23 protein-coding genes, 1 tRNA gene and 1 pseudogene are annotated in these 25761 nt (G+C 47.5%); 13 read left to right on the forward strand and 12 right to left on the reverse strand.

Annotation, left to right across the window (positions count from 1 at the left end; genetic code table 11):
- The first annotated feature begins 38 nt into the window (after positions 1-38).
- The 3 genes from ACHZA2_RS08830 (at position 39) to ACHZA2_RS08840 (ending at position 2336) form a co-directional block, all read left to right on the forward strand.
- The gene (locus tag ACHZA2_RS08830) at positions 39-1268 is read left to right on the forward strand and encodes a cysteine desulfurase (protein ID WP_319579400.1); all 1230 of its coding nucleotides are present in this window, start codon (positions 39-41) and stop codon (positions 1266-1268) included.
- 46 nt (positions 1269-1314) lie between these two features.
- Positions 1315-2160 (forward strand): hypothetical protein, encoded by an 846-nt coding sequence (locus ACHZA2_RS08835; RefSeq protein ID WP_319579401.1) that lies wholly within the window; start codon positions 1315-1317, stop codon positions 2158-2160.
- Positions 2161-2253: 93 nt separating this feature from the next.
- Positions 2254-2336: transfer RNA gene (locus ACHZA2_RS08840), tRNA-Leu, on the forward strand.
- Between the two features lie 31 nt (positions 2337-2367).
- Here the strand turns inward: ACHZA2_RS08840 and ACHZA2_RS08845 are convergent.
- Entirely contained in the window at positions 2368-2502 is a 135-nt protein-coding gene (locus ACHZA2_RS08845) for a hypothetical protein (RefSeq protein WP_319579402.1), read from the reverse strand.
- A 531-nt stretch (positions 2503-3033) separates the two neighbouring features.
- On the opposite strand from ACHZA2_RS08845, the gene ACHZA2_RS08850 reads away from it, so the two are divergent.
- Together ACHZA2_RS08850 and ACHZA2_RS08855 are read left to right on the forward strand one after the other, a co-directional pair.
- On the forward strand, positions 3034-3360 hold the full coding sequence (locus ACHZA2_RS08850; RefSeq protein ID WP_319579403.1) for a hypothetical protein: 327 nt from the start codon (positions 3034-3036) through the stop codon (positions 3358-3360).
- 583 nt (positions 3361-3943) lie between these two features.
- Positions 3944-5083: a Fic family protein gene (locus tag ACHZA2_RS08855; RefSeq protein WP_319579404.1), complete on the forward strand. Its 1140-nt coding sequence runs from the start codon at positions 3944-3946 to the stop codon at positions 5081-5083.
- 167 nt (positions 5084-5250) lie between these two features.
- Here ACHZA2_RS08855 and ACHZA2_RS08860 read toward each other — a convergent pair whose 3' ends face one another.
- On the reverse strand, positions 5251-5487 hold the full coding sequence (locus tag ACHZA2_RS08860; protein ID WP_319579405.1) for a type II toxin-antitoxin system HicA family toxin: 237 nt from the start codon (positions 5485-5487) through the stop codon (positions 5251-5253).
- A complete protein-coding gene (locus tag ACHZA2_RS08865) occupies positions 5484-5753 on the reverse strand; it encodes a type II toxin-antitoxin system HicB family antitoxin (RefSeq protein ID WP_319579406.1) in 270 nt (89 codons plus the stop codon). Before ACHZA2_RS08865 ends, ACHZA2_RS08860 begins: the two co-directional genes overlap by 4 nt.
- Positions 5754-6243: 490 nt before the next feature.
- Between ACHZA2_RS08865 and ACHZA2_RS08870 the strand changes: the two genes are divergently transcribed.
- The gene (locus ACHZA2_RS08870; RefSeq protein ID WP_394698534.1) at positions 6244-6498 is read left to right on the forward strand and encodes a hypothetical protein; all 255 of its coding nucleotides are present in this window, start codon (positions 6244-6246) and stop codon (positions 6496-6498) included.
- Positions 6499-6651: 153 nt separating this feature from the next.
- Here the strand turns inward: ACHZA2_RS08870 and ACHZA2_RS08875 are convergent, their stop codons facing one another.
- The gene (locus tag ACHZA2_RS08875; RefSeq protein WP_319579408.1) at positions 6652-8247 is read right to left on the reverse strand and encodes a hypothetical protein; all 1596 of its coding nucleotides are present in this window, start codon (positions 8245-8247) and stop codon (positions 6652-6654) included.
- A gap of 166 nt (positions 8248-8413) precedes the next feature.
- On the opposite strand from ACHZA2_RS08875, the gene ACHZA2_RS08880 reads away from it, so the two are divergent.
- Positions 8414-9223 carry a GNAT family N-acetyltransferase gene (locus ACHZA2_RS08880; RefSeq protein WP_319579409.1) on the forward strand — a complete coding sequence of 270 codons (810 nt, stop codon included), beginning with the start codon at positions 8414-8416 and terminating at the stop codon, positions 9221-9223.
- Here ACHZA2_RS08880 and ACHZA2_RS08885 read toward each other — a convergent pair.
- Positions 9147-9341, reverse strand: a complete 195-nt coding sequence (locus ACHZA2_RS08885) for a type II toxin-antitoxin system HicB family antitoxin (protein ID WP_319579410.1) — start codon at positions 9339-9341, stop codon at positions 9147-9149. The genes ACHZA2_RS08880 and ACHZA2_RS08885 overlap by 77 nt on opposite strands.
- Before the next feature lie 155 nt (positions 9342-9496).
- On the opposite strand from ACHZA2_RS08885, the gene ACHZA2_RS08890 reads away from it, so the two are divergent.
- The 3 genes from ACHZA2_RS08890 (at position 9497) to ACHZA2_RS08900 (ending at position 11975) form a co-directional block, all read left to right on the forward strand.
- Positions 9497-10114, forward strand: a complete 618-nt coding sequence (locus ACHZA2_RS08890) for a LysE family transporter (RefSeq protein WP_319579411.1) — start codon at positions 9497-9499, stop codon at positions 10112-10114.
- Between the two features lie 161 nt (positions 10115-10275).
- The gene (locus ACHZA2_RS08895) at positions 10276-10956 is read left to right on the forward strand and encodes a pyruvate kinase alpha/beta domain-containing protein (RefSeq protein WP_319579412.1); all 681 of its coding nucleotides are present in this window, start codon (positions 10276-10278) and stop codon (positions 10954-10956) included.
- Positions 10957-11300: 344 nt separating this feature from the next.
- The gene (locus tag ACHZA2_RS08900; RefSeq protein WP_319579413.1) at positions 11301-11975 is read left to right on the forward strand and encodes an alpha/beta hydrolase; all 675 of its coding nucleotides are present in this window, start codon (positions 11301-11303) and stop codon (positions 11973-11975) included.
- Between the two features lie 356 nt (positions 11976-12331).
- On the opposite strand, the gene ACHZA2_RS08905 is transcribed toward ACHZA2_RS08900, so the two are convergent.
- The 4 genes from ACHZA2_RS08905 to ACHZA2_RS08920 form a co-directional block, all read right to left on the reverse strand.
- Entirely contained in the window at positions 12332-12673 is a 342-nt protein-coding gene (locus ACHZA2_RS08905; RefSeq protein WP_319539131.1) for a DUF86 domain-containing protein, read from the reverse strand.
- Complete coding sequence (locus tag ACHZA2_RS08910; RefSeq protein ID WP_319579414.1) at positions 12670-12975, reverse strand: nucleotidyltransferase family protein; 306 nt, start codon at positions 12973-12975, stop codon at positions 12670-12672. Before ACHZA2_RS08910 ends, ACHZA2_RS08905 begins: the two co-directional genes overlap by 4 nt.
- A gap of 178 nt (positions 12976-13153) precedes the next feature.
- Positions 13154-14755, reverse strand: a complete 1602-nt coding sequence (locus tag ACHZA2_RS08915) for a serine hydrolase (RefSeq protein ID WP_394698535.1) — start codon at positions 14753-14755, stop codon at positions 13154-13156.
- A gap of 214 nt (positions 14756-14969) precedes the next feature.
- Complete coding sequence (locus ACHZA2_RS08920; RefSeq protein WP_319579416.1) at positions 14970-16115, reverse strand: M23 family metallopeptidase; 1146 nt, start codon at positions 16113-16115, stop codon at positions 14970-14972.
- A gap of 345 nt (positions 16116-16460) precedes the next feature.
- Between ACHZA2_RS08920 and dacB the strand changes: the two genes are divergently transcribed.
- Both dacB and ACHZA2_RS08930 read left to right on the forward strand, forming a co-directional pair.
- Positions 16461-18041: a D-alanyl-D-alanine carboxypeptidase/D-alanyl-D-alanine-endopeptidase gene (dacB, locus tag ACHZA2_RS08925; RefSeq protein WP_319579417.1), complete on the forward strand. Its 1581-nt coding sequence runs from the start codon at positions 16461-16463 to the stop codon at positions 18039-18041.
- Between the two features lie 170 nt (positions 18042-18211).
- Positions 18212-19726: a transglutaminase domain-containing protein gene (locus ACHZA2_RS08930; protein WP_319579418.1), complete on the forward strand. Its 1515-nt coding sequence runs from the start codon at positions 18212-18214 to the stop codon at positions 19724-19726.
- Positions 19727-19768: 42 nt separating this feature from the next.
- Here the strand turns inward: ACHZA2_RS08930 and ACHZA2_RS08935 are convergent, their stop codons facing one another.
- Positions 19769-20596 (reverse strand): acetoacetate decarboxylase, encoded by an 828-nt coding sequence (locus ACHZA2_RS08935; protein WP_319579419.1) that lies wholly within the window; start codon positions 20594-20596, stop codon positions 19769-19771.
- Positions 20597-20969: 373 nt separating this feature from the next.
- A pseudogene (locus ACHZA2_RS08940) lies at positions 20970-21308 on the reverse strand (S8 family serine peptidase).
- Between the two features lie 426 nt (positions 21309-21734).
- On the opposite strand from ACHZA2_RS08940, the gene ACHZA2_RS08945 reads away from it, so the two are divergent.
- Positions 21735-22754, forward strand: coding sequence for a hypothetical protein (locus ACHZA2_RS08945; protein ID WP_319579420.1), 1020 nt, complete (start codon positions 21735-21737; stop codon positions 22752-22754).
- A 459-nt stretch (positions 22755-23213) separates the two neighbouring features.
- Here the strand turns inward: ACHZA2_RS08945 and ACHZA2_RS08950 are convergent, their stop codons facing one another.
- Positions 23214-25562 carry a S8 family peptidase gene (locus tag ACHZA2_RS08950; RefSeq protein ID WP_319579421.1) on the reverse strand — a complete coding sequence of 783 codons (2349 nt, stop codon included), beginning with the start codon at positions 25560-25562 and terminating at the stop codon, positions 23214-23216.
- Between the last annotated feature and the right edge of the window lie 199 nt (positions 25563-25761).

Consider the following 25761-nt stretch of genomic DNA (forward strand, 5'->3'; position numbering starts at 1 on the left):
GACTCCTTTATAGTACCAGGTTGATTCTCGTACATCAGATGTACGATCTCACGGCTCTCAGAGAGGAGTTCCCGGTCCTCGAAGAGGTCATCTACCTTGACAATGCTGCTACCACCCAGACACCGGTCAGGTCTGTCGAGGCGATATGCGACTTTTTTTATGAGTATGCCGGGAATTACGGAAGAGGAACCCATCGGCTTGCCAGGGAGACGACTGCCAGGTGTGAGGAGAGCAGGGAGGATCTTGCAGGGTTTCTCGGTGCTTATCCCGAGCAGATCATCTGGACCGGCAACACGACCGGTGCAATAAATCTCATATCACAGGGTCTTCCCTGGAAGAAGGGTGATGAGGTGCTCTGTACTGCCCTTGAACACCACTCCAATTTTCTGCCCTGGATGGCACTGAAGAGGCAGGGTGTGAAGGTGTCAATCGTTCCCCAACAGGATGGATACGTTGATCCCGATGCGGTGAGCGACATGATCACCGGAAAGACCCGTGTTGTTGCAGTCACCCAGATGACGAACGTAACCGGGACTATCCAGCCGGTAGATGAGATTGCAGATATCGCCCATGATAAGGGTGCTCTCATCGTTGTGGATGGGGCCCAGTCGGTCGGTCACATCCCGGTTGACATCAGCAAGATGGACTATCTCGCGATTGCCGGACATAAAGGGCTCCTCGGTCCCCAGGGTGTTGGTGCCCTTTATGCAGAGGAACCGGCCACGTTGTCTGAAAGCCGGTTCGGAGGAGGGACTGTTACGGCAGTCTCTCTTGATGAGGTGAAACTCCGTCCAGCACCGGCACGGTTTGAGCCGGGCACCCCTAATATCCCCGGGATCATCGGGATGGGGCCGGCAATACGGCTCGTTGATGCCCTCGGTGTTGATGAGATTGCTGACCATGAAGAGGCACTCGGGATCGCTCTCTTCGATGCACTGGAAGACCTCGGCCAGGTGGACGTGTACAGTCCCAGGGGAACAACTGTGATATCGTTCGGAGTCGATGGGATACATCCTGACCTGCTTGCGACCCGGCTGGATGATATGGCAGATATCTGTGTCCGGAGTGGTATGCATTGTGCAGAACCATATGTCCGCTCCTTCTGTGACCAGGGCACGGTAAGGGCCTCGGTCGCCTGTTATACAACCAGAGAAGAGGTTATTACCCTTGCAGACGCCCTTCGGGAACTGCTTGACTCCTGGGATCCAGATTCGGAACCTGAGTTTGTCCCTGAACCTGATCCCTGGGAGAAGAGCAGGTGTCCCTGATGGGTCAACCGGGAAGATTATCACACTCCCGGCTGAACAGTACCTCATGAAATATATCCTGGTGTCAGGCATCCTGGCACTTTTCTGTATTCTATTTGTCACACCCACACTGGCCGTGCCGGTGAATCTCACCTTATCAGGAGTCTCCGAGCAGGGGGGGTATATTACTATAGATATTCTCCTCTCTCCTGGAACCGGTACAGACGGGTATCTTACGCTGTGGTTCAATAAACCGGCCGGTGACTGCAAAGATGCCAGGCTTCTCAGCTGGAAACATCTTACAGGTGAGACCAAAGAAGGAACGGTTCATATGGAGTCAGCAGTTCCGGTTGATATAACACCGGGTACGTATGAGATCACTGCTCTGTACGGGGCAGGGACATCGTTACCGTCATCATGTGATCAGGGAGTTTCATCAAAGTCACCCGTGACTATCTCCACTCCCGGTCAGGCCGGTCACGACATGGCAGGAAGACTTGCAGGTGCTGGTACAGGATCAGGTCCTCAGTACAAGATCGATGCAATATCCGGTATCGACACAGCGATCAGGGTTGAACCGGGTTCTCCGATCCAGCCGGGAGTAACCATCAAAAATACAGGTGCTGATGATACTTCCGGGGAGCAGGTCGAGGTGCATGCGTTTCTCGGAGGCAATGAACTGATCCCGTTGCATGCCTCCATTGCTCCTCTGAAAGCAGGAGAGGTGAAAGACGAGAGTTTATCGTTCACTATTCCCGGGTACATTCCCCAGCAGGGATATCCGTTCTTCTTGATCATCGATCCACGGGGTGATCATGGGGCGGTTGACTCTGCATCGAATCTGAAGCGAACCGGTGGGAAAATGAGCGTGTCTATTGAAGATCCGGGTGTCGGGTGCGGGTGCCACCAGTAGGGCTCCCATACAGGTAACCTACAAATATTTCACAGAACAACAGTTTAAGGTCAGCGTAGTGTGGATACTCATTCACACTATTCCTATTCTTGTGCGGGGATAGCCAAGTGGTCAACGGCGAACGCCTCAAGAGCGTTTCTCATAGGAGTTCAGGGGTTCGACTCCCTTTCCCCGCATTTAAACAGTGAGTCCGATTCTGTTCATTTGTCAGTATCCTGCTTCAGTGTATGAGTGCATTTTGTTATCGATCTTTGTGACAACGACCCTTTTGTAGTTCTCCTCCTCCTCGTTCCAGGTGAGAGCCCGGATGAGCAAAGGACCTGACCATAATACAGTCCTCATCCTCCTGACGGGGGATGACCAGTTGTCCAAGTCTGTAATGCCCGGGTAATTCATTCAGGTATCTCACCTGGTGGATTCTTCATCCAGGTTGTGTAATCATCTGCGAAATATCGGAATGTTTCGGAAGAAATGCGGAACATTCCACCATGAAAATGAGTGCTATACCGGTCTCTAAAGAAGTATATCTTAGTAATAATAATTATTTTAGTACTTATTACGGAATATGTGAATGTATGGAGTAGGGATTTGTGATCACCTTCTTGTATGTGATCATACATGTGAATTCTGAAGTTCCGCCAGGATAGATCCGGGCCCCGGTTCTGAAGGTATCTGGTGCCCTGTTTTACATTTAGAACGAAATACGTCAGACGACATCTTCCGCTCTATTCCCGCAGAAGAAAGATAACCTCCGTAGGGAGGTGATCGTTCCGCTCACATCAGGACCAGTGATAATACAGAGAACGAGAAAGGGTTTGATACTGGTCATGAGAACTGGGTTCAATGGGTGAACCACCAGGATTGGGAATCTGAATGAGCATCGGTTCTCGGAGCAGGTCAAGATTATTTCTATCCAGATATTTCCCGGTTTACCGTGGACCCTGGGCAGGATATGAGATAGATTCTTCATCTGGCTGGGGAGCGAGCAGCGAAGCTGCGAGCGATATAGGACTGGTGGAGTTCTTCAGTCCTGCATCGTGTATGGAAGGAGATCTACCACGTTCCGGGAGAGAAACCCAAACCTCCACGGCTGCTCTGCTCATCATGTATCCAGCGGGCACGACAGAGGACTTCTTCGACGTTCCGGATGATTCCCGGGGCTGGTTTTTGCCTGCCACTTCCGGGGATACCTCGGGATAGCCCGTTGGGTCGGGTTCACCGGTTCAGTCTGATGGGGAACTGAAAGGAGATCTGTATGTCTAGACGGTCCAGGCCCCTGGCTTGGTGCAGTCAGGAAGTTCGGGGCAGGTGTCAATCGTACCTGTCCTTGAATTAATAATTCTTCCTATTGCGTAGGAAGTGTGGTCAATAGTTCTATGGCTGAAGGAATTGAATCTGGGCGAAGATAGCAAACAGGGTGATGCGTCACTGGAATAGCCCGGTGGAGAACTATCGGTGGAACAGGGAGGTAATTATAAAAAGACGAAAAGAGCTCCCAGGGTATGGGGTACAATCCCTCTCCTTTCATCGTCAGGGAGATTCCCAGGATTCTATAAGAATTATTGCGGAAGAATGATCGTCAAAGACGGTCTGTTTGTGATCTTGATCGATGGGACGGGGAGGTTCGATGTTCTGGTTTATGAGGGATATTTGTGGAAAGAATAGAAAAATGAGTATTTCTAAATAGGATGGGATTTATATGTAAAAAAATTCACGAAATCCAATTAGCCGTACTAATGACATATTAATACTAACAAATTCAGAAAAATTCAGGAATTGCCCTATGAATGCTTTTTCACGCCAACCCACAGAGAGTGCATTAAAAGAATGGCGCTTCGGTCAAACGGAAGCTGAAAGGTTGTGTGCAGAAATACTTCACATTGAAGGGTATGAAGGAATTGATCCTCAATGTCCATTGGGTGGTCCTGATGGGAAAAAGGATATAATTTGTAAAAAAGATGGTAAATTTTGGATTGTCGCTTGTTTTTTTCCACCCACACCGCAATTATTCTCAGACATAAAAAATAAATTTTCAAGCGATTTTTTAGGAGTTAGTAAAAACCAGGCTCAAGGTTTCGTTTTTTTTACTAATCAAAAAATAACTCCTTCTGAAAGAGATGAATTAATAAAAATTACTGAACCAGGTGAACCAGATATATTTCATTGCGAAAGAATTCGAGCGATTCTAGATTCTCCTAAAGGTTATGGTATTAGGTTAGAATACCTCCGGATTTCACTGACTGAAGAAGAACAATATGCATTTTTTTCTCTTTTTAAAGATGATATCTACGATTTATTCATCACTCAAAAAAAAGCGATGGATGAGATTTCTTCAAAAATGGACATAATAATGTCTCGGACTATGTCATCAATATCCGATTTAACCTCTAATCCATCATATTTGTTCAAAAAAGGTAGTAATAATATTGATATTTCATTAGTGACTTCATCGATAAATATTGGGCACTTATGCTGGATTCATCGAATAATTGGAGAGGATTTACGCATCCCCTCTAAATTTATTGGAATTCTTAGAACCGTTCCTGTGTGGATCGGTGATCCTACTTCTACACCTGATAACGCTCGTTTTATTCCACTCCCACCGGAAAAAATATTGCATGCAATTACTGTTCTATTAAGTGAGTGGTGTGCAAACTATCGACTAATCCTAAAATGCCCTCAAATCTCAAAAATTGAATACATTGTTGAATTCCATCATGCTTTTTTAACGATACATCCTTTCTTAGATGGAAATGGTCGAATAGCTAGAATATTGATGCAACAGCAGGTTCTAGAATTATTGGAGAGAAAAATTTCTGATGATTTCTTCTCTGACTCAAATAAATATTATAAATCCCTTTCAGAGGCAGATAGAGAAAACAATACTCCACTTATCGAATTACTTTCTCAAACCCTAATTTGACAATTCTTTGAAGAAATTACAAAAATAAGGTACCTCCTCCATATCCGTGATTCATGGTTATCCACGTGGTATCGTTCCTTCACTTCAACCAGGGAATTTTGCAGAATCTGCACCTGGGTATCAGGAGGGAGAGCCGGCGTCATCATCCCCCGCAGGCAAAATTCGGATCAACTGGTGAGAAAAAGATAAAATTCATCCCGCTCCATCCGGGCTTGCTTCATAATTGAGATCAGGGTTCCAATTGGAATCGGATCCCGTTTAGGAATAAACACCGGGAGTTTGGTTCCGTCGGCGTCCTTATAGGGGGCTACATGACTCCCCTTACCCTGGAATGGAGCATCCTGGTAGCCAATCCGTTTGAATTTTTTAATAAGAGTATGTGAGGAGACCTGCGGTAATCTCACGCAGCCTCAATCGCGATAACAGATGTGAATTTTTCTGGCGAGGTTATAGAGGGAAGAGCATCAGATAAAAGCCCGAGAACTTCTGCATTCTTCAGCCAGAGATCGATCGCTTCACGCAGATTTTCAAGTGCTTCTTTCGGAGTATCACCACAGGATGAAAGTTCAATCTCCATGCATTTTGAAACATACACTCCGTCTTCTTCCCAAATCAGGGTTGTAAACTGGTACCTCTTCATCTGGCAGATCTCCTTTTGATATACCCTCATATGCTCTTCTCACCTGAATACCTCTCTCTCAATGTCCGGATATGGAACCAGGACGAACTTCAGTTCATCCGGAAACAATCTTCCTGATACCACATTGCAGATCAAATATGGCTTCGATCACGTGAAACGGGAAACCAAATCAGATTCTCCGGCCATTCAAAGACCCCGATAAATCGTATATACTCCCTGCAATCCTCCACATGCCGCAGGGCAGCGGTTGAGAACAATTGGGTATGAACCAATGGTAGTACCACAAAGAACACCGTAAAATCAGCAGTCCGGAACCTTGAGGGGTCTCGATTGCTGATTATATCCGGAGAGCACACTGATCCAGGATATCCTGGACGATAACCCCTGGGTATGCATCTTCTGACGAATCAGGCGGAGTCAGTCACCAGGGTGCCCTCGATCGAAAGAATCCTATCCAGCCTCCCTCATCTACGAGAATGCCGAGGCAAAGACCGTGGGACAGATTCCGGATAGGCCGACCATGGCAGCCGAAAGCACCGCAATCACCAGAGAATCACCGGGAATGCAACCATCACCGGGCAATGGGATCAGGAGTCTCGGTATCATTGGACAGCTCAGAGGATACCTGTCAGGCAAGACCCTCCAGTGTCATGCCAGCAACTGCGAGATTTTCATGGTATCATTCAAACGTGACAGTATCTCGCTCACCAACTACGATGTTGATTCCCCGGACAACGCTGGAAACCTGGGCAGAAGGAATCGCCGCATTAATTAGCAACCGTTTCTCCTGCATCATCTGGAGTCAGGATGCTCCGGTCCGGTCTCCTGGTTCGTCTTATTCAGATCACCACCTCCTGAAAGATACTGGTCTTGTCGGGCCGAAAGGCCTGATAAAAAAAAGAGTACCTGACTAATTTTAAGCTCGTAATCACAGGGTATTTTCCAGTTCCGCTGCTTCCTGCTCACGGCCCTGGAGGCGGTATGCAGCAGCGAGGACCGGGATTATCTCATCCAATGGTAGTGCCTGCTTTTTGAGAAGTTTCTCACAGATACCTACGGCCCGTTTCGGTAATCCCGCTTTATTCATGTATGCTGCACTGAGAATCATTGCATTCTCTTCAGGGTACCCGACTGACACCGCCCGGTCAATCAGAGCAAGGCATCCCTTTACATCCTTATTCATCAGCCGCTCATATGCCCTGATGAGATACACCCCGTCATGATTTTCTCCCTCCTCCATGAAATGACGCAGGGAGACAAGATCATCAAACCGGCCGGATTTCAGGGCCAGGTCAAAGATAATTTCGACATCCTCGAATAATACATGGTTACGGACATATCCTGATACCAACTCGAACGCCTCATCATACCGGCTTTCTGAAAGCAGGGATTCAAGTTCATGGTCTTCTTCCCAGCCTTCGTCATCCTCATCGCTGTCAGACTGCCAACCGGGCCTGAACTTATGGAAATCCGGGAGTTTTCCCGGGACTATCCCCTCAGATATATGCAGGTCCGGGTTATCCTTGAGGATTACCCGGATAAGAGATGAGGCCTGCTCCTCGAATTCAGTCAGCGTGATCCATTCAAGGGGTCCCAGGATCAGGTCATCACGGTGAAGAACAATACTCCTGATCTCGGAAAGGAGGTCGGAGTCTGGAATCCCTGCCACCATTCCCTGGATAAGCAACTGCCTGACCAGGTATTCCCTTGTACTATCACGGAGGTCCTCGAGGATCTCTTCAGCCCCCTGGCGAAGGATATCAGTAGTAAAGAGATTTGTGGCCAGAAATTCCTCTACGATTTTTGCAGCAGTTCCTGACATGAGAACCGCTATCCAGAGACCCGGAAGTACAGCCTCTCCCCCCTCATCGCACATATAGGGAGTAAGGTATCCTTCCAGGAAATCGCCGTTATAGAGGTGGAGAGACCTGATAAGTGAGTATGCTTCCTTCTCCCTTCCGGGTATGATATTATCCCGGATAAGGAGACGAACCCCTTCAATCCGTTCCCGAAACGGATGATACGCAAGCAAAGAATAATCATCAGGATCCTGGACAAAAGCAACATCGACATGGCTATCCTCAAGTTTCTCTTCCCTGAGCAGGGCAGCCCACCGCAAGGCCGCCTCCCCTTCATTTCCGATCCTTCCGGCAGCCAGAAATCCATATATTTTATCCCTGAGGGATTCTGACGTCCCAGATGTGTATGAACGGAGAATTTCCTCTGCGGAGATGGTATCTCCAACCCGGTGGCAGTGATCTGCATACCGGAACCTGAAGATCGGATGATCCATGATACGGGAGTCACGTGAGATCAGGGCGATTGCAGCCTGATCATCATGGAGAGAAGTCAGCAGGGCTTCAAGTGAGAAGAATGCAGGGTAATAATCATCATCCTCTTCAATCAGGCCCCGTACATCTGTACAGATATCTGAGATTATTTTTGATCCTGACTGGTCTCTGAGGAGATCAAAGCCATCTGAGAAAACCCTGATATTATCCTTGTCACCAAAAAAGGAGTGCATATGTTCAATGCAGATATTTCATGCATACTACTTATGCAATCCCTTATGTCGGGATCGATTGAAAGAGGTTGTCCAATGTGAAGCACCTCATAGGACAACCTCCCGAAAAGATCCGGAACATATGACCGGTATTTATATCCCACCCTCTCAAAAACGATGATACTGCATGATATCAGTCAATGGAGCAACTCTCCAGGAAATTGAGACTATGAGGATAACGCATCTCAGTTCTCTTCCTGAATTTCAGGATTTATATCTGGAACTACAGATCCCCCATGCTGATGCAGTGATTCTCTCTCATTGTGGGACCATTATCGGCTATGCGATCACGAAGGGGGGAGTGATGCTTGAATTTTTCGTAAAGGAAACCTTCGGGTCCGATATTAATTTCCATTTTCCAGAGATTGTCAAAACCTGCAATGTTGAAAGAATACTGGTTCAATCGTTTGATCAGGTATTGATGAAATGCTGCTCCCGGATGAACTCGTATCACGAGGTTGGTCTCATCTATCGTGATTTCACTCAAGTAACAATACCCGGGGATCCAGATCTCTCGTTTCGGCTGGCAACCCTTCAGGATCTGCCGTTTCTTCAGATGCAGGAGGATGAGGTTTTTGAACCAAAAGATATGATCTCTACTGCAATCGAAAAGAGTGAGATCGTTCTCTGCCTGAACGGGGAAATGATCCTTGGTTGTGGCTTTATTACCCGGATTCACCCGCTATGGGCGTATTATGATATCGGTGTCTGGGTAAGCCCCGAATTCAGATTGCGTGGGTATGCAGCCCGGATCTTATCATGGTTGAAGGAGACCTGTGTTAATAACTGCTGGATTCCGGTATGTGGCTGTGGAGTCGAGAATATAGGTTCGCAGCGGACAATAGAAAAGAACGGATTCATCAGTAATCATCGGCTTCTCTCTTTTGATGTCGGTCACCATGATAACCTGACCTCCCGAACGACGAGGCATCCCTGATATTGGCGAGGGCTTCCTCTACAGTCTCACCCTCGGAATGACAGCCCGGAAGAGCGGGGCAACTGATAATAAAACCGTCATCTTCGGTGTCTTCTTCGATGACGACTTTCAGATTCATACGATAATAATGAGGAGTTGAGACTTCATAGGTTTCGCTATATGGAAATGTGAAAGAGAAAAGAAATTACCTGGATGCTGTAGTCGATTTGTGATTATAATATTTTTCTATCAGTACTAAAAAAGAAGTCATTCGTATTGATTCATGGGTTTATAATGAAAGAGTTCAAAAGGGGATTTTATACAGGATTAACATTACAGTTAGCGATAGGGCCTGTATTTTTCTTTATCATTAATTTGACCCTACAAAAAACAATTCTTGATGGATTTGCAGGTGTACTGGCTGTCACAGTTGTTGATTATTTTTATATAACAATCTCTATTCTTGGAGTAGGTACATTACTCAAAGAAACTAAATTTAAAAGAGTTTTTGGGTATGTAAGCTCTGTTGTTTTGATACTATTCGGAAGTCTCATTTTGAAAGGAATATTATTCAGCACTGTTGCAGTTTCAAAAATATCATCGGGAGCAGATATCCTGACAAGTTTTGTGTCAGTACTTCTGATAACAATTTCCAGTCCGATGACAATTATTTTTTTCACAAGTCTGTTTACTGCAAAAGTAGTTGAATACAACTACACAAAAAAGGAGTTATTTTCTTTCGGATTCGGCACTGGCTTTGCGACCTTTATATTCATGGGATTATCTGTGATTATTTTTTCATATCTTGGCAGTTTCGTTCCATTATTTATTATACAAATCCTCAATTGCGTTGTTGGAATGTTATTAATCGGGTATGGTATTCATAGATTAGTTATAAACATAAAAGAATGAGACACCCGGTGTGATCATAGATAACTTCGTGATCCTTTCCTTTTATGCATAGGTTACGAAACTCATCTGACATACCTGAAATAACTTTTTTGACATCTCCGGATGATAGTCGAATTACATTGGAGAAACCATTTCAGGAAAACCCCCATTCCTTTAATGATATGATCGTCTTTGATTCACCGGGCCCTGAGAATACATCTGCCATTGTGGATGTTGTCAAAAAGGAAGCATCCCGGTGTGATTACATCGTGGTTGCTTCGATTACCGGATCAAGTGCCTTACAGATAGCGGAAACATCACCGGGAAGACCTATCATCTGTGTGACCTGTCCCCCGGGTATGTACTGGGAGGTGGATCAAATGAGCCATGATCTGTTTGCAACAAATCCCGGGCTCAGATCAATCCGTGATGAATGGATTCGCGAGGGAAAGAAACGGGTCCCCATGGAGATAACTGCTGATAATCAGAAAAAACTTGATGCATTACAGATCCCGGTAGTGAAAGGAACTATTCCCTTCTTTGGTCCAAGTTTTTCAATACGACTTCATTTACAGCAGGTAACATCCCTGGATATTATTGCCAAAACTCTGGAGTTGATCTCACCCGGAACCCTGGTCTGCCTGGAGTGCGTTCTGATGGCTACCGATGCCGGGATGATACCGGAAGGAGTCAGGGTGATTGCCTGTGCCGGCACCGAACGGGGACTGGATACCTGTTGGATCATCAGAAGTGCGGCCTCTGCGAACCTCTTTCATCCGGAACGTGGCGCCAGACTGATAGAACTGCTCGCAAAACCGGGAATCGCAGAAACACCAGATATCTCGATTGAATATCTCCGGTAATAGAGATATTTGTGTGTATATCAACCGTGAATATCCAAACAGGTTCATTATTCATCATTTTGATTAGGCATCCTTGTTGGATGAACTCATCTGGGTCCCATGCTCACGGTCCGGAGTATGATAGAGAAAAACCTGGGGTGTTTAAGGCAATTATTCTGAATAGAGGTTTTCAAAAAGATGTACAAACGGGACAGCCTCTACAACCCTGATGGACATCTGTGAACTGAATTAAATTTTCTCTCATATTATCTTGGATGTTTGTTTCACAGATCTGATAGTATTATATTAAAGGGCGAGAAATCAGGATAGTAGACTGCCTGAATCATTATTGTTCTGGATACATTATGACAGATATTGTCCTGGTGCATGGGGGAAACATGTCTACCCGGACATGGAACCTTCTCACAACCGGAGACCCCGTCCATACCGAAGATGGCAAAATGGGTGCCCGGTACTGGGAAGGAACTATCGCTGCACTCTCAGCAGAGAATTACCGGGTATTTGCACCCACACTTACCGATGAACTGACCGGTAGCCTGAGGGGACACATCGGAGAAATAATCACCGTTATTGGGGAAAACAACCTGCATCATGTCATGCTTGTCGGGCATAGTTATGGTGGAATGGTGATCACCGGGGTGGCTGCAGCGATGGCGAATAATATCGATCATCTTGTGTATCTGGACGCAGCAGTTCCGGACCCCGGAGACTCTCTGTATTCACTGCTGAAACAGGGGATGATATCATCAGGAGAACAGGTACTCATCCCTGACCCGGCACCTCCATACGTGGAGCCCCTGGATTTTGATCCACAGATTATCCGGCCAATTCCAAAGACCTACATTTTCTGTACAAAAAGTGAATATTCGGCTGTAACCGGTATCGCAAGAAAAAAGATTGAGGCCAGTCCAGATGGCTGGACGTTTGTTGAGTTATCATCATCACACGTTCCCATGGCTGACCAGCCTGAAGAGTTATATCGCCTCTTACTCAAGATAGCGTCCGGAATTGACGCCTGATTCGTGGAAAAAAGTGGGCCCGGGTACTGAGTCGTGGACAATCCCTGTGTCCTTACCTGAGGGTGGAAATAACGATTACATATTTATCCAGGTGATATCGTTCTTTCGCGATGAAAAACCCTAACCTCCCTGGGTGCTCTGTTCCTCGCTGTTTCGGATAATTCCTGGCCTGGGAGATATCGACCATGTGACAATGATCAGGTACCCAGCCGGCCGGTGCCAGGTTATGGTACCTGGGATGCCTCGTATTAGAACCCAAAGATTAGGTCAATGAAGCGACTGACAAAAAGAGAATCCATCAGTCGTCACGCCAAAAAGCCGGGAGAAATCAACAAGCAGGTTATGAAACTCCATTTTCATAGGCGATACTCTTTGATCATCCCGGTGATGACCATGGATAGTGATGCAAGCCGCTCGGTGGCAACCAGGAAGAGCAATTCCGGATCGGTCCGGAAATACGAGTGAACCAGGACGTTTCGCATCCCGACAATATCCCTCCACGGAACCTGGGGATACTCTGATAGAATCTCATCAGGAAGGTGGTTTACTGCTTCCCCGATGATCATGATCTGATCCCTGACTGCACTCATGGTCTTCTTATCCAGTGAAAACTCTTCGAGGGTCATCCCTGCGATGAATTCATGTATCGTTGAAATGGCCTCGTTGATATCATGGAGATAGAGGACCCAGTTTCTCATATGTCAATCGCATCTGCTAGGATTGCTTCCCTGAGTTCTTCACGAATCGCCCGTCTTGGTACAACATCGACCGGCCTGCCAAAAATATCCTCAAAGTAGAGTTTCAGACCAGAGAGATCAAGAAGGTCGGCACCGGGAGCAAAGTCCACCAGAATATCAATATCGCTGTCCTCGCGGGCCTCACCCCGGGCACGGGAGCCGAAGAGGGCAAGTTTATCCACGTGGTACCGTTCCTTCACGACATTCAGCGAGAGTTGAAGAGTTGAAGAAATGTCCTCCGTTTGTACTGCTGATGTCATCATATCCCCGGTTGTGTACTTTAGAGCCGTCCTGGACTGCTGTTATCTATCCTGAATATATGAAATGCCCTCTTCATCTATCTTTCCCATCATCGTTCTGTTACTCCGGTTCAGCCGGTTTCCCGGTCCATGGGTCACCCAGCCGGCAGTGAAAAAATCAAAAAAAGGGGAGTCTTCACCGTCACACCCGGACAAACGTTGGGGAAATTCCCGGCCTCACCATGATAGGCAGTATTATCTTTTGAATGGAGCTTTCAGGCCCGGTCTCGAAGGTCACACCATCGTAGTACGCCTTATGGTACTCCGGGCACGATGCGAAAAAGTCGTTCCCGTCAAAATGCGTGAGGGAGTATGTCGTTAGTATTTTGCCGAAGGTAACTGTCAGGTTCCCGTCGTTCAGAGCAACCGTTGCATTGCCATAGACATCGTTCCTGAACGTGCCGGTGTACGCGGAAAGGGGAAACGGCGTGCTCGCGTTTAGGGGCTCGGGTAAGGCGAAGTCACTGGCGGTGAAATTGACGGATTGCCGGTAACTGGCCGCAGCTCCTGTTATCTCGGGGGAATCCTCCCGGCCGAAATACCGATCATACAATTTCGAGGCAAGCATATCGGGAAGCGAGGCACCGACGGTATTGGAGAGAACAACGATGCCGAGCTTTTCTGATGGTACTAAAAGGATCATTGCGTGATTGCCGTATGTTTCGCCATTGTGCCAGATGAACGACGGAGAGCCATTTATTTCCTTATAGAACCAGCCCTGGCAGTAATAGTCCTTCGTATTGTTCATCGTGTCAATGAGTGGTGTTCGCGGCGTATGCATGTAGTCCAGGCTCTCTCTATTGATGAGCCGGGTATCGTTGTACATCCCATCCCCCAGTTGGAAGATCGCCCAGTTCGCCATATCCTTAACATTCGCATTGATGCCACCAACAGGCCCCATGAGCGTGGTAAATATCATGTACGGCGAGGAGTCCGCAACAACAGGCCCATAGGGGCCGTCTTCCTTTAAGTCAAGCCAGTGCAGGGAAACGCGGTCGGGCGATGCTATGAATGCATCATAGCCGGTCGATGCACTGGTCATCCCAAGCGGCACGAAGATCCGTTCTTTTATGTTGTCTTCCCAACTCTTCCCACTGGTCTTCTCGACGGCTGCAGCCACAACTACGAAGGGGATGTTCTGGTAGAGATACGTACTTCGGAAGCTGGAGATCGGTTCGACATAACGGAGAGCGTGGATCATTTCATCCCGGCTGTACCCGAGCCCCCCGAGCTCCGTTCCCCAGTGATCGGGAAGGCCGCTCCTCTGGGCAAGTGAGTCAGTGATCGTGAACTCCTTTGTTACCCACGGATCCTTCATCTGAAAATTCGGGACGTACATGATCACCGGATCGCTCCACTTCATCCTGCCGCTGTCCACTTCCATTGCGGCGAGTGCGGCGGTGAAAGCCTTCGATGTGGAACCAATCTGGAAGACGGTGTTGGCCCTTACCGGATCCGGACTCCCGGCCTTTTTTACCCCATACCCCTTGGTAAAGACAACCTTCCCATCCTGAACAATGGCAACGGCTATACCCGGGACGTTCCAGTCTTTCAGGTCTTTTTCTGCCATTTTGTCAACATCTGAAAGGAATGCTTCACGTTCTGCAGTGTTCTGGAGATCCACGGTCATGCCGGTGAACGAGATCTCGGCTGGAGATGGTTGAACGGAGGTAACGCAACCGGCGGAGAGAACAAAGAGAGTCACAATGATGATGGCAGGAGTATAGTGTAGTAAAAAAAACATACGCTAGTTTTTCGTAAACTACCATAAATCTATCGAAATTGAGTGTTCCATGGCTCTCCGGAGGTTTGCGGGCAAACGGAGCATCATTTGCGCTGCTATGGGATCACTATGAGGGACGGGAGCAGCCATTGCGTCATTCCGATATCTGAGTACCCATACCGGGCGAAATTTGAGATTTGCATCCCGTGATGGTGAGACAAATGGAAAAAAGGAATCAGGGGAAGGTTACGACAACATCGTTTTCCATGAGCTTGTTTTCCTGTGGAAGGGATGTGTTAAAAAAAATCCCTGACAAAATTTCCTCATCGAACCGGCCGGTCACGGTAAACGAACGGTAGACTATCGGGTAACCTTCACCGCCCAGGATCGACGGGTTGTCTGTGATGACCTGGAAGTGGAGGTGCGGAGCGTCGGAATTCCCGGTGTTACCCATGAGACCGATGACCTGACCCTCCGTGACGGTATCGCCTACTTTTACCCGGACCGACCCGTTTATCATGTGGCCGTAGCAAGCGTATTTTTTGTTCCCGAGGTCGATGACCACGCCGTTTCCGAGTGCGGTATCAACGGTCACCGGGGGTTTTTGCGTGGTGATCTCAGTATCCTTTGCACCATCGTGGACATACACAATGGTCCCATTACCGACTGCGTAGAGTTCCTTGCCAAAGCCGTAATAATCCCGGGCAATCGTTTCGTTGCCGGAGAATGGCAGGCCGGTTGCTGTGTCCAGGAGGATGAAGTCCTGTGCATACCGCTGGGGGACCCGGGTAACATTGGCCATAGTGATTTGAGAGGTGACATGATGGACAACAGGCGAGGTTGTCTCCATAATTACCCAGCCGGGACCTTTAACCGGGGAACCGATAACGACCGGAGAGAGATCCTTTCGGACGGTTCCATTACCGCCCGAGACGACAAGGAGATCAAGGCCATCAGTGGTCCGGTTGAAGGTGATCTTGTGTGTGAGCTGGTCCGGCACAGCATCGGGATTCACCACGAACCAGATACTAATTCTGGGCTTCTGAAGTTTTGCCGTACCGTTCTGCAATTCGTCAATCGTCGGCAATGGAACGGCTGCTGGGAACGCGGTCCGGGATAGTACCGAAGCATTCGGCGAGTAGAGTACTTTTCCAGTGGCCGCGTCAATGACTTCGACTTTTTCGGGCGTAAAAGACATGTTCTCCATGCCGGAAAACTCGAGTTCATAGGCGATGTTGACACCGTTTGTACTCGCGACCGGGATGGGTCCGAACGGTATGATCATCGTGACTGACGGGTTGCGCAGCCGGTTGTTGACCTGTGGTGATCGGTGAGGCCTGGATGCATCCTGCAACAAGGAGGAGGGTGAAGATAACTGCAATCAGGAGAAACGTGTGCTTGTATGACATGATAGAAACAGTGTGTAATTATCTTATATATTTAAAAAATAAGCGATCTATTAATAGAGCTGCTTAACGCCATTTGATAATGAGATTCAGCATCCCTCATGATTACCGGGCAGATGGTTCTGCTCTTCCTGCTCATCCTCCAGGATAAAGATCAGGGGAAACAAGCAGTACCCCTCATACTGGCAAAAAATATCTGATTTTCTGTTTATCGGCATCAAAATATCTGCGACAAATGGGTGATCCGGTCTGCATATTGGGCGACAAATTCATTTCACAAAATTAATACCTGATAAGCGACAATACCAGGTTTTAATTACATGACTCAGGACCCCTCTCGCTGGTATATGCCCGGCGTAATCATCAGCATTCTGGTTGTCTTAATCCTGGTATCCATAGGGTCCTTTGGTACTGCCAGTCAGACCACGCCTGATTCATCAGTGTTTGAGAAAAAAATCACCGCAATAACCTCGGAGCCCCGGTTTTCCCATGCAAGCTGGGGATTAATAATCGTCGACCCAGTGACCGGCCAGACCCTGTACGAGAAAAATGCCGATGAGATGTTTGTACCGGCGTCCACGACGAAGATATTTTCGTCTTCAGCGGTCCTCGCAGCCCTCGGCCCGGATTATCAGATCAAGACCCCGGTCTATGCAGAGGGAGTCATTGAAACGGATGGGAATCTTGACGGGAACCTCGTGCTCGTGGCCAAGGGTGACATGACCATGGGGGGGCGTACGCTCCCTGACGGGACCATCGAGTTCAGGGATACCGACCATTCCGAATCAGGCGGTAGTCTCACAACAACTGATCCTCTTGCCGGCCTGGATGACCTCTCAAAGCAGGTGAAAGCCGCTGGCATCACGAAGGTATCAGATGTGATCATAGACGATCGCCTGTTCGAGAACATCAAAGGAGAGTATATGGCACTCCTCTCTCCGATCGTCATTAACGACAACATGGTTGACCTGAGCGTTACGCCAGGTGAGCCTGGTTCCGCACCTTCCGTGGTGATGCGCCCGCAGACCTCCCTATACCTGCTTGATAACCGGGTGACCACCGGGCCGGCTGGGACAAAGACCACGCTTGATGCCGGGGAAGAGCCCGCAGGAACAATCGTGGTCGTCGGGACGATTGCTGCAGATGCCGGAACAGTCAATACAACGGCAGCGATTACAAATCCTGCCGTATTTACCCGCACGCTCTTCATCGAGGCATTAAAGCGCCAGGGTGTCGATGTCGTTGCGCAGGCAACCGGTGATAACCCGGTACAGAAACTGCCGGGAGCAGGAAACTATGGCAGTGGGAAAAAAGTGGCGGAACTCACCTCCCCGCCACTTGTCGAGGACGTGAAGTTGACGCTGAAAGTCTCACAGAACATGCATGCCAACTACTACATCATGTTGCTCGCCCTTTCCGAGAATAAAACGAGTTTTTCTGACGGCATGACAAAGGAAGGGGAGGTGTTACGATCTTTTGGCCTCGACACCACCGGGGTGATGCTAGGTGATGGTGCAGGCGGGGACCGCGTAGACCATGTCTCACCTCATACTGCGGCACAACTGCTGGACATAATGAGTGAACAGCCGTATGCCGACCGGTTTATCAAAGCCCTGCCGATCCTCGGGGTTGACGGCTCGGCGGTCCACCATTGCGCAGCCGAAAATCCGGCCTGCGGCCGGGTGTACGCAAAGACCGGTACCTACAATTACCCAGACCCGTTAAACGGAGATAATGCCTTATTATCAAAAGGCCTTGCCGGTTATGTAGACACCAGAAGCGGGAAAAGGCTTGTCTTTGTCGAATACGTCAACAACGTCCGGACCTCGGAAAATGTCACCGCGGATTCCGTGGGTACTGATCTCGGTACCATTGCCGGGATGATCTATGAGAATTACTAACACCCTCACCTCCTTCGGGATTTCACCGGGTACATATGAAGGCGATCTGAATCTTTTGACCCATTTTGTTATGGTACAGGAGCCAAACTGGCGAATGCAGGTTAAAGTGGATTAAAATATTATCTGCGGTACATCCCGTCTTTCCCATATTGAATTATTACAGGTGAAAAATGAAACGGATATTCCTGATATCATTAATGGCATGTATGCTCACCGTCGTAATCATTGCGGCAGGAGATACTTCCGACACCCAGACAGAGCCCTCATCACAGGGAGATACTCTCTTTGCACAGGGTGAAAAAGAATTCAACGCTAGCAACTTCCACAGTGCCGCTGATATGTTTACCCTTGCGCAGGAGAAATATTCCACGGCAGGTGACCGGGCTGCATATATCCGTGCCCGGGATATGTCCTTTTTGTCAACGAACGCCGGAACAAATTTTCCGTATAACCGTAGCGAGATAGAGACTGAGATGGCCCAGGCATTCCCCAATGCATCGGCCGCCCAGCGGGACGCGTGGCTTGATGCCCCAATGACCGCAACTCTGAAGAGTGAGGGGGAGGTGTGGTATTTCTCCGAAACCATCCATAATGTCAGGAACCATAATCCATCCATTCTCCAGGAAGAAAATACACGTGCACACCATACTCCCCTGTATGATGAACTGATACCCCTGATCACCGCATCGTGGAATAATGGTAACGGGACATACGGGGCACCGGTCACCTATACAGGATCCACTGTGCTGAATATCCCCCGCGAGAATCTCCCGGCAAACGGAACGCTAAAGGTCTGGATGCCTGTACCAATTGAGTCCGGATCCCAGACCAATGTGACAATCCTGTCCATGGAACCCAGCCAGTATGTACAGTCCTCAACCGGTGTGGGCGGGGATATCGGCCTTGTGTACCTGGAGATCCCGCTCGAAGAGATCACAGATCCCTTCCTGAACATCACCGCCCGGTACAGTTTCGTCCAGCACGAACAGCGCTTTTCGATAGATCCGGCAAAGGTACTGCCGTACAACACGAGTTCTCCCGAGTACCTGCAATACACGGCATCCTCGAAAAATGTTGCGTTAACTCCGGAGATTAAAGCAACGGCGCTTTCTATCGTAGGAAATGAGACAAACCCCTATTTCCAGGCGCAGAAACTTTACTGGGATACGATCACGACCCATCCCTACAGCCATGCTCCGCACTTCTGGCTCGATGTCACCGGAATTCCTGAGTCTCAGTACGTCCTCGAGACCGGTATTGGTGACTGCGCCTCCCAGAGCCTGTACTTTGCCGCCCTCTGCCGGTCACTGGGTATACCGGCACGGGCAACCGGCGGCTACCAGATGATCGAAGGTTCTGCCGGTACCCATATCTGGGCTGAGTATTATCTTGAGGGATACGGCTGGATCCCAGTGGATGTCACGGCTGCTGAGGGTGGGGATGCGTCGTACAACGCAACACCCGACGACCTGCACCGTTACAAAGCATACTACTTCGGCAGCCTCGACCCCTACCGCTTTATCATCCAGAAGAATCTGGATCTCCCGGTAATACCCGATGCAGGGGATGCCGTAATCCCGCCCTCCGGGTGGGTGCAGCTGCCGAAGATCGCCTGTGATACCTGCACAGATAATCCGATGACATTATCGTTTATGTTTTCGAAAGTCACCGTCACAAAAGAATAAAACCCTTCTTTTTTCTTGCAGCATACGTTTGCCACTTTAACTTCATGTTTGATAATCATACTCTACAGTACCGGGAAGAAGCGTCAGATCACTGATGAAATGGACTCCTGATACAACTTTTTTCACCGGCAGATCAGCAACCGGTGCCAGAGCATGCCTGAAGAGTTCAAGTTCTGTCGGACCGGTCCAGGCACCGTGAACCGTGACATTACCCAGATGATACCTGACGAGTTGATGGATCTTCGGGCTGCCATCCACATCAGGGATGACCTTTATCAGGTAATTTGGAGTGTCTTCGAGATATTTTTTGATATCATCCGTAGGCAGAGCCTGCCATTTGTATCCCATCGTCCCCCTGGCAACTTCGAGTTCTCCGTAATAGAGCCTTCCAACAAGGGTGTCTCTGCTAACGGGATCAACTTTCAGTGAAGGAAGGCCATACTTTTTGGGAAATCCCCATATCTCCCTGCCTGCAAGAATGGCAGGTTCATTATCCAGAAACATAGAGAGGACAAAGAGACCGCGGGTACCGTTGAACTCCACAGGGATGACCTGTCCTGACTCGGTATAGTCGCCAAGTCCGGATGAGTCCGGCATTCTGATGAATTCATACTTGACTATCGGCTCTGTGACCTTCAGAGGATAGGGGACTACTTTTTCCAGGGCAGCAGGATCTGTCTCATACGTGATAATGAAGTATTCCCTATTATTGAACCGGTTCGGGGGAGCAGGATATGCAGGGCTATTGATTGGCATGCCCAGAGTTTTATTATCTGACTTTTGCTCCACAGAAGCAACGGTGGTGGTTGTGATCAGTAGCAGTATCAGAATCAGCGACCCGGCGAGGAATACCTGTATGACTGGATCCATACCCCTCTATGTGCTCATGTGATAAATGAAAGTATTGGGCGAACCTAAGGAACTCATCTTCCATTCGATACGGGATTGACCCTCCCGGAATATTATACCCGGATACCTTTTCCCGTCCCTGTCTGAGAAAACTTGTCTTGGTATCTTTTTTGGATATTCAACAATGATTCGAGGGTTGATCTGTTGGATTTGGTGTCTGATTCTGGGTAGGCGTTCTGGTCACGGTAGGTGTAGGATATGGAGTCTGGGTTATAGTTAGTGTTCTGTTTATAGTAGGTGTCGGAGTTGGAGTTGGATTACTGATTCCGCGTGCTTTGGCTGCATTCAATCTTCCGCTTGTTGGGGCTTTTCCTGATAATGAAGAGAGAATGTCTCAATTGCTGAGGATCCGGCTTTTTATCTGGGCTGAAGTCATAGAAGGATTCTGGGACTTCATGAGAACTGCAACTCCTGAAACACAGGGGGTTGCCATGGATGTCTTATTCATACATTTGTATCCTCCTGATGGGGCAGTGCTGTAAATAATATCTCAAGGAGCAGCCAGATCCACCGATTGTATACCATAATTCGAGAAGGATGCGAGTTTGTCGTGATAGTCAGTTGCCACAACTGATATGACGTTACTACTGGTGTATGCTGCAGGGTATACCGGAGAACAAGTGAGGTTGCCCTGGATCCTATGCGGAAGGAATAGAAAAGATAGGGATAGAATGACTCATAAAAGATGTCAAAGGTTTGTTTTAGGTTAGAAGGAACGATTGTCCAATTTGAATAATATCTTTTTCTCTGGGATATTTACTTGATATGATTCAGTTTTTGAAACGACTGATAAGACGTATATACTCTCCTCCCTAACGAAAGGTCGTCTCTGATATGTGAGAAATCAGTTTCTTGGTACTATTGGAAAATATATCCGATGAAATTATTTCAGGATTGTATGAAATCTACAATCAAATCGTATCAAATTTAGAGGAGGAAATACATGAAATCAGTTAATAAATTCTACATCCCATTTTTCTTCATCATCCTGTGTGCTCTTGTGGTAACTCTGGTTACTGCTGATGGGTACGGAGTCCTTGATCCAGGAGCAGCCGGATCTGCAAATGTCATGAGTTCGTCATCAGGGATTGGAGAAAATGTGATGAATACCTTACCTTCTGTAGACGAATCGGGAAATGTTATAAACCCGTCTTCGGTAAATCTGAAGAATAGCAGTATCCTTAATACCTTACCTTCCGTCGATAAAGGTGGGAATATAATAAATCCATCGACTGATGGTCTGGCAAATGTCATGAATTCGTTACCTTCTGAAAGTAAAGCAGGACCTGGATCAGACGATCTGAAGGTATACTATCTGAATACGAGTCATGGTGATGCAACATTGCTTGAATCCTTGGGCCATTTTATGATCATCGATGCCGGTGATACCCAGGACTCTTCTACAGTTATTAATTATCTGAATACCACTGGTGTCAAAACGCTTGATTATGCCATTGCCACCAATCTTGATGAAAGCGCTATCGGTGGAATGACAAATCTTATGGAAACATTCCCTGTTTCGATATTCAGCGGTCCAAGCAATTCTTTTTCATCCCCTACGTATGACAAGATCAAAACGATGATAGACGAAAAGGCAATAGGCTTTGAACAGGCTGCTTCGGGTGTCAGTCTTCCCTTTGGAGATGCATCTATTCAATTCCTGAACGCTTCGTCTTCAACAACAAATGCTTCTGATAATGCCTTGTCTGTTTTAGTGAAAACCGGTAGTGTGACATTCCTCTTTACCGGAAATCAGAATCTTGGTCTTACACCAGCTACTTTCTGGGCTGTTCCCAATAAGGATGTTCAAGGCTCTCTTGCATCATTATCTGAGATCGCTCCGGAGGTTCTGGTTATCAATCCAGGAACTTCAGGAATTAATAAAACAACTCAGGATACTCTCAAAAAGTTGAAGATTGATCCATTGCTGACCAATGTCGATGGGAATATTGTTGTTTCCTCAGATGGGAATGAGTATCAGATCAGTACAGGTTCTGGAAAAATCTTTAAAAAACCGGTTTCCGAAGTTACCCCGGCGTCTCAGGCGTCACCGGTGACGAATTTAACCTCTCCTGATGCTCATTTAATAAATGGAGTTGCAACGAATTCCGTGATATGAGGGGCATATCTATTCACCTTTTTTGCCATCCCCACTGATGAATTCAGATAACACTTCGTAAAATTATCCTAAACATCCAAAGCGAACTGCCTTCGAACTAACGATCACCCGCGTAGAAAACAGCAGTTGAACAGGGTTAGCCTGTCCGATCTGGGGTCTGGTTTTTTATTTGATCTCGGAGAGGCGGCTACGAATGATTCAATGAATGGGAAAGGCAACGAGGTCCGGTACTCATGATGTCTTGCGAACCGTTGGGAAAAGGACCAGGCGATGATAGTTTCCGGGTCAATATTGGGATATTTTTTGTTAACCTTTGTATCATTCCTGATGGGCTGGGCCTTATGTAAACGCTCGTCACTTCTTGACTGGGGATTAATCAGGCTCCGAAATCTGTGAGTCCTAATTTTGAACCTTGATACCGATGTTCTTCAAAGGATGGGGCCTGAATGTTCTCTCCTCTCAATATGGTACAATTTCTGCTTTTGGAATCGGAACATCAGTCCCGGTTCCTGAATCTCCGGCTCTATTGGAATCCGGAAAAGACTGCATAGATGCAATAATTCCTGGCGAATTTCCTGGACATCTGTAACTGTTTGCCTGCATGTTGAAGGTACCACTCCCGCTTCTGGCATAAACCAGGGCATAATATGTCGAACCTGACGCCGGAGGAGTTATGGAAACATAGGAATTCGGACCATATGCGTATTTATTTGCCATGCAATACGAATACTTCGGATTACAATCTTTGCAGATATAGAGATCAAAGACTGTGGAGTCTTTGCTTACAAAACTGTATCCTGACTTTTTATCATATTTATCATTTTTATTAGGTCCCTTTCCTGTATTGGGCGAACCAAAGGAACTCATCTTCCATTCGATACGGGATCGACCCTCTGCCGGAATATAATACCCTAATACCATCGCCTGTCCCTGTCTGAGAAATCCTGTCTTGGTATCTGTTTTGTAGATTCCACAATTATTCGAGGGTTGATTTGTAGGATATGGAGTCTGGGTATACGTTGGTGCACTGGTTATAGTTGGGGTCGGATATGGAGTTGGAGTCTGAGTAGGCGTTCTGGTCACGGTTGGTGTAGGATACGGAGTCTGGGTTTGAGTTGGTGTTCTGGTTATAGTTGGGGTTGGGTATGGAGTTGGAGTCTGAGTAGGCGTTCTGGTCACGGTTGGTGTAGGATACGGAGTCTGGGTTTGAGTTGGTGTTCTGGTTATAGTTGGGGTTGGGTATGGAGTTGGAGTCTGAGTAGGCGTTCTGGTCACGGTTGGTGTAGGATACGGAGTCTGGGTTTGAGTTGGTGTTCTGGTTATAGTTGGGGTAGGATATGGTGTAGGAGTTGAAGTTGGAGTAGGATTACTGATTCCGAGTGCTTTGGCAGCATTCAATCTTCCGCCAGTTGCGACTTTTCCTGATAATGAAGAGAGAATGTCGCAATTGCTGAGTATCCTGCTCTTTATCTGGGCTGCAGTCATGGAAGGATTCTGGGACTTTATGAGAGCTGCAACTCCTGAAACATAAGGAGTTGCCATGGATGTCCCGTTCATGAATTTGTATCCTCCTGATGGGGCAGTACTGTAAATACTAACACCGGGAGCGGCCAGATCTACTGATTGTATGCCATAATTCGAGAAGGATGCGAGTTTATCATGATAGTCAGTTGCAGCAACTGATATGACGTTACTACTGGTGTATGCTGCAGGGTATATCGGATTACTATCTGCGTTTGCACCGGTATTTCCTGCTGCACAGACAACCACGGCTGAAGATGCGTCAATTGCATCCCTGAGTGACTGGGATTCGAGCCCACCCCATGAGAGAGAGATTATTGGAACTCCCTTCTGATTTGCATACAAAATTGCAGAGATAGCATCAGAAATATACCCGTTCCCCTGGGAATTGAGGAATTTCAGGGGCATGATCTTACATTTCCAGGTTACACCGGCGATCCCGATACCATTGTTCCCTACCGCGGCAATGGTCCCGGCACAATGGGTTCCATGCCCGTTGTCGTCCATGGGATTATTGTTCTTATCAATAAAATTCCACCCTTTTGTATCATCGATGTACCCGTTTCCATCATCATCGATACCGTTTCCTGGTATCTCTCCGGGATTTGTCCAGATGTTTGATGCCAGATCCGGATGAGAATAATCTACCCCGGTATCCACAACTGCAACAACAACTCCCGGTGAACCGGTTGTTGCTCCCCAAGCCAACGGACCCTGAATATCTGCATTATTCGTTCCGTAAAATGGTGCCTGCCCGGTATTATGTAACCCCCAGAGACTTGGATACTGGGGATCGTTCGGATATGTAGTACTGGCAGCCTGCATACTGGCCATCACCGGAGCAGTTCTGGTTTCTTCACCCGGACTTAAGGATATCTTGTAATCTGGTTCAACATACAGGACATCAGGATTTGCCTGGTATGATTCCATGGCACTCTCCAGTGTTGTACTGGTAACCTGTACTACCTGCATCCCGGGAATTCCATTTTTGCCAGTATCCAGAATAACGTTAGACCCCGCTTCTGCATTTGCCATTGACTGAACAGACATCAATTCTGACTTCGTCTTTACCTTATCTGGATTATACCGGACAATAAGCCTGTCTGTCGCGTGTTCGGCAGAAACATGCAGGGAATTCTGGTTTTGATTAACGATATTCGATTGAACTACTGAGCGCTCGTTATCCACGTTCCCGTTCTGTTCTGCAATTGAAGAGTTGCAAAGACAGAGAAGAATCAGGATACTGATAAGGAATGCCGATATTGATTTTAATGGGAAAAAGATCATAATACCCCCCTTGAATTGGTAATAATGCTGATATCTGCTGTTCATGGGCATGAACTTTCTCTCTCCTTTCAAAGATTGTTATCCCGGAAACCTCTGAATGTTTTGAAAAGAGTGCCTGCTATCTGAATAAAATGGCATATTTCGGAACTTATTTTAGAATCACGGTTTAATCATCCGGCCTAGGATTGGCATCAATCCG

The organism is uncultured Methanospirillum sp. (genome assembly GCF_963668415.2).
In the GTDB taxonomy this organism is placed as follows: domain Archaea; phylum Halobacteriota; class Methanomicrobia; order Methanomicrobiales; family Methanospirillaceae; genus Methanospirillum.

Bases quoted from the DNA above. Each gene is read 5' to 3' on its own strand.
- ACHZA2_RS08900 (WP_319579413.1), top strand. From the start codon at position 11,301: ATGACAGATATTGTCCTGGTGCATGGGGGAAACATGTCTACCCGGACA.
- ACHZA2_RS08890 (WP_319579411.1), top strand. From the start codon at position 9,497: ATGAAAGAGTTCAAAAGGGGATTTTATACAGGATTAACATTACAGTTA.
- ACHZA2_RS08830 (WP_319579400.1), top strand. From the start codon at position 39: ATGTACGATCTCACGGCTCTCAGAGAGGAGTTCCCGGTCCTCGAAGAG.
- ACHZA2_RS08935 (WP_319579419.1), bottom strand. From the start codon at position 20,596: ATGGATCCAGTCATACAGGTATTCCTCGCCGGGTCGCTGATTCTGATA.
- ACHZA2_RS08835 (WP_319579401.1), top strand. From the start codon at position 1,315: ATGAAATATATCCTGGTGTCAGGCATCCTGGCACTTTTCTGTATTCTA.
- ACHZA2_RS08845 (WP_319579402.1), bottom strand. From the start codon at position 2,502: ATGAGGACTGTATTATGGTCAGGTCCTTTGCTCATCCGGGCTCTCACC.
- ACHZA2_RS08855 (WP_319579404.1), top strand. From the start codon at position 3,944: ATGAATGCTTTTTCACGCCAACCCACAGAGAGTGCATTAAAAGAATGG.
- ACHZA2_RS08875 (WP_319579408.1), bottom strand. From the start codon at position 8,247: ATGCACTCCTTTTTTGGTGACAAGGATAATATCAGGGTTTTCTCAGAT.
- ACHZA2_RS08880 (WP_319579409.1), top strand. From the start codon at position 8,414: ATGATATCAGTCAATGGAGCAACTCTCCAGGAAATTGAGACTATGAGG.
- ACHZA2_RS08950 (WP_319579421.1), bottom strand. From the start codon at position 25,562: ATGATCTTTTTCCCATTAAAATCAATATCGGCATTCCTTATCAGTATC.
- ACHZA2_RS08895 (WP_319579412.1), top strand. From the start codon at position 10,276: ATGATCGTCTTTGATTCACCGGGCCCTGAGAATACATCTGCCATTGTG.
- ACHZA2_RS08870 (WP_394698534.1), top strand. From the start codon at position 6,244: ATGGCAGCCGAAAGCACCGCAATCACCAGAGAATCACCGGGAATGCAA.
- ACHZA2_RS08885 (WP_319579410.1), bottom strand. From the start codon at position 9,341: ATGAATCTGAAAGTCGTCATCGAAGAAGACACCGAAGATGACGGTTTT.
- dacB (WP_319579417.1), top strand. From the start codon at position 16,461: ATGACTCAGGACCCCTCTCGCTGGTATATGCCCGGCGTAATCATCAGC.
- ACHZA2_RS08865 (WP_319579406.1), bottom strand. From the start codon at position 5,753: ATGAGGGTATATCAAAAGGAGATCTGCCAGATGAAGAGGTACCAGTTT.
- ACHZA2_RS08915 (WP_394698535.1), bottom strand. From the start codon at position 14,755: ATGTTTTTTTTACTACACTATACTCCTGCCATCATCATTGTGACTCTC.
- ACHZA2_RS08905 (WP_319539131.1), bottom strand. From the start codon at position 12,673: ATGAGAAACTGGGTCCTCTATCTCCATGATATCAACGAGGCCATTTCA.
- ACHZA2_RS08850 (WP_319579403.1), top strand. From the start codon at position 3,034: ATGAGCATCGGTTCTCGGAGCAGGTCAAGATTATTTCTATCCAGATAT.
- ACHZA2_RS08910 (WP_319579414.1), bottom strand. From the start codon at position 12,975: ATGATGACATCAGCAGTACAAACGGAGGACATTTCTTCAACTCTTCAA.
- ACHZA2_RS08930 (WP_319579418.1), top strand. From the start codon at position 18,212: ATGAAACGGATATTCCTGATATCATTAATGGCATGTATGCTCACCGTC.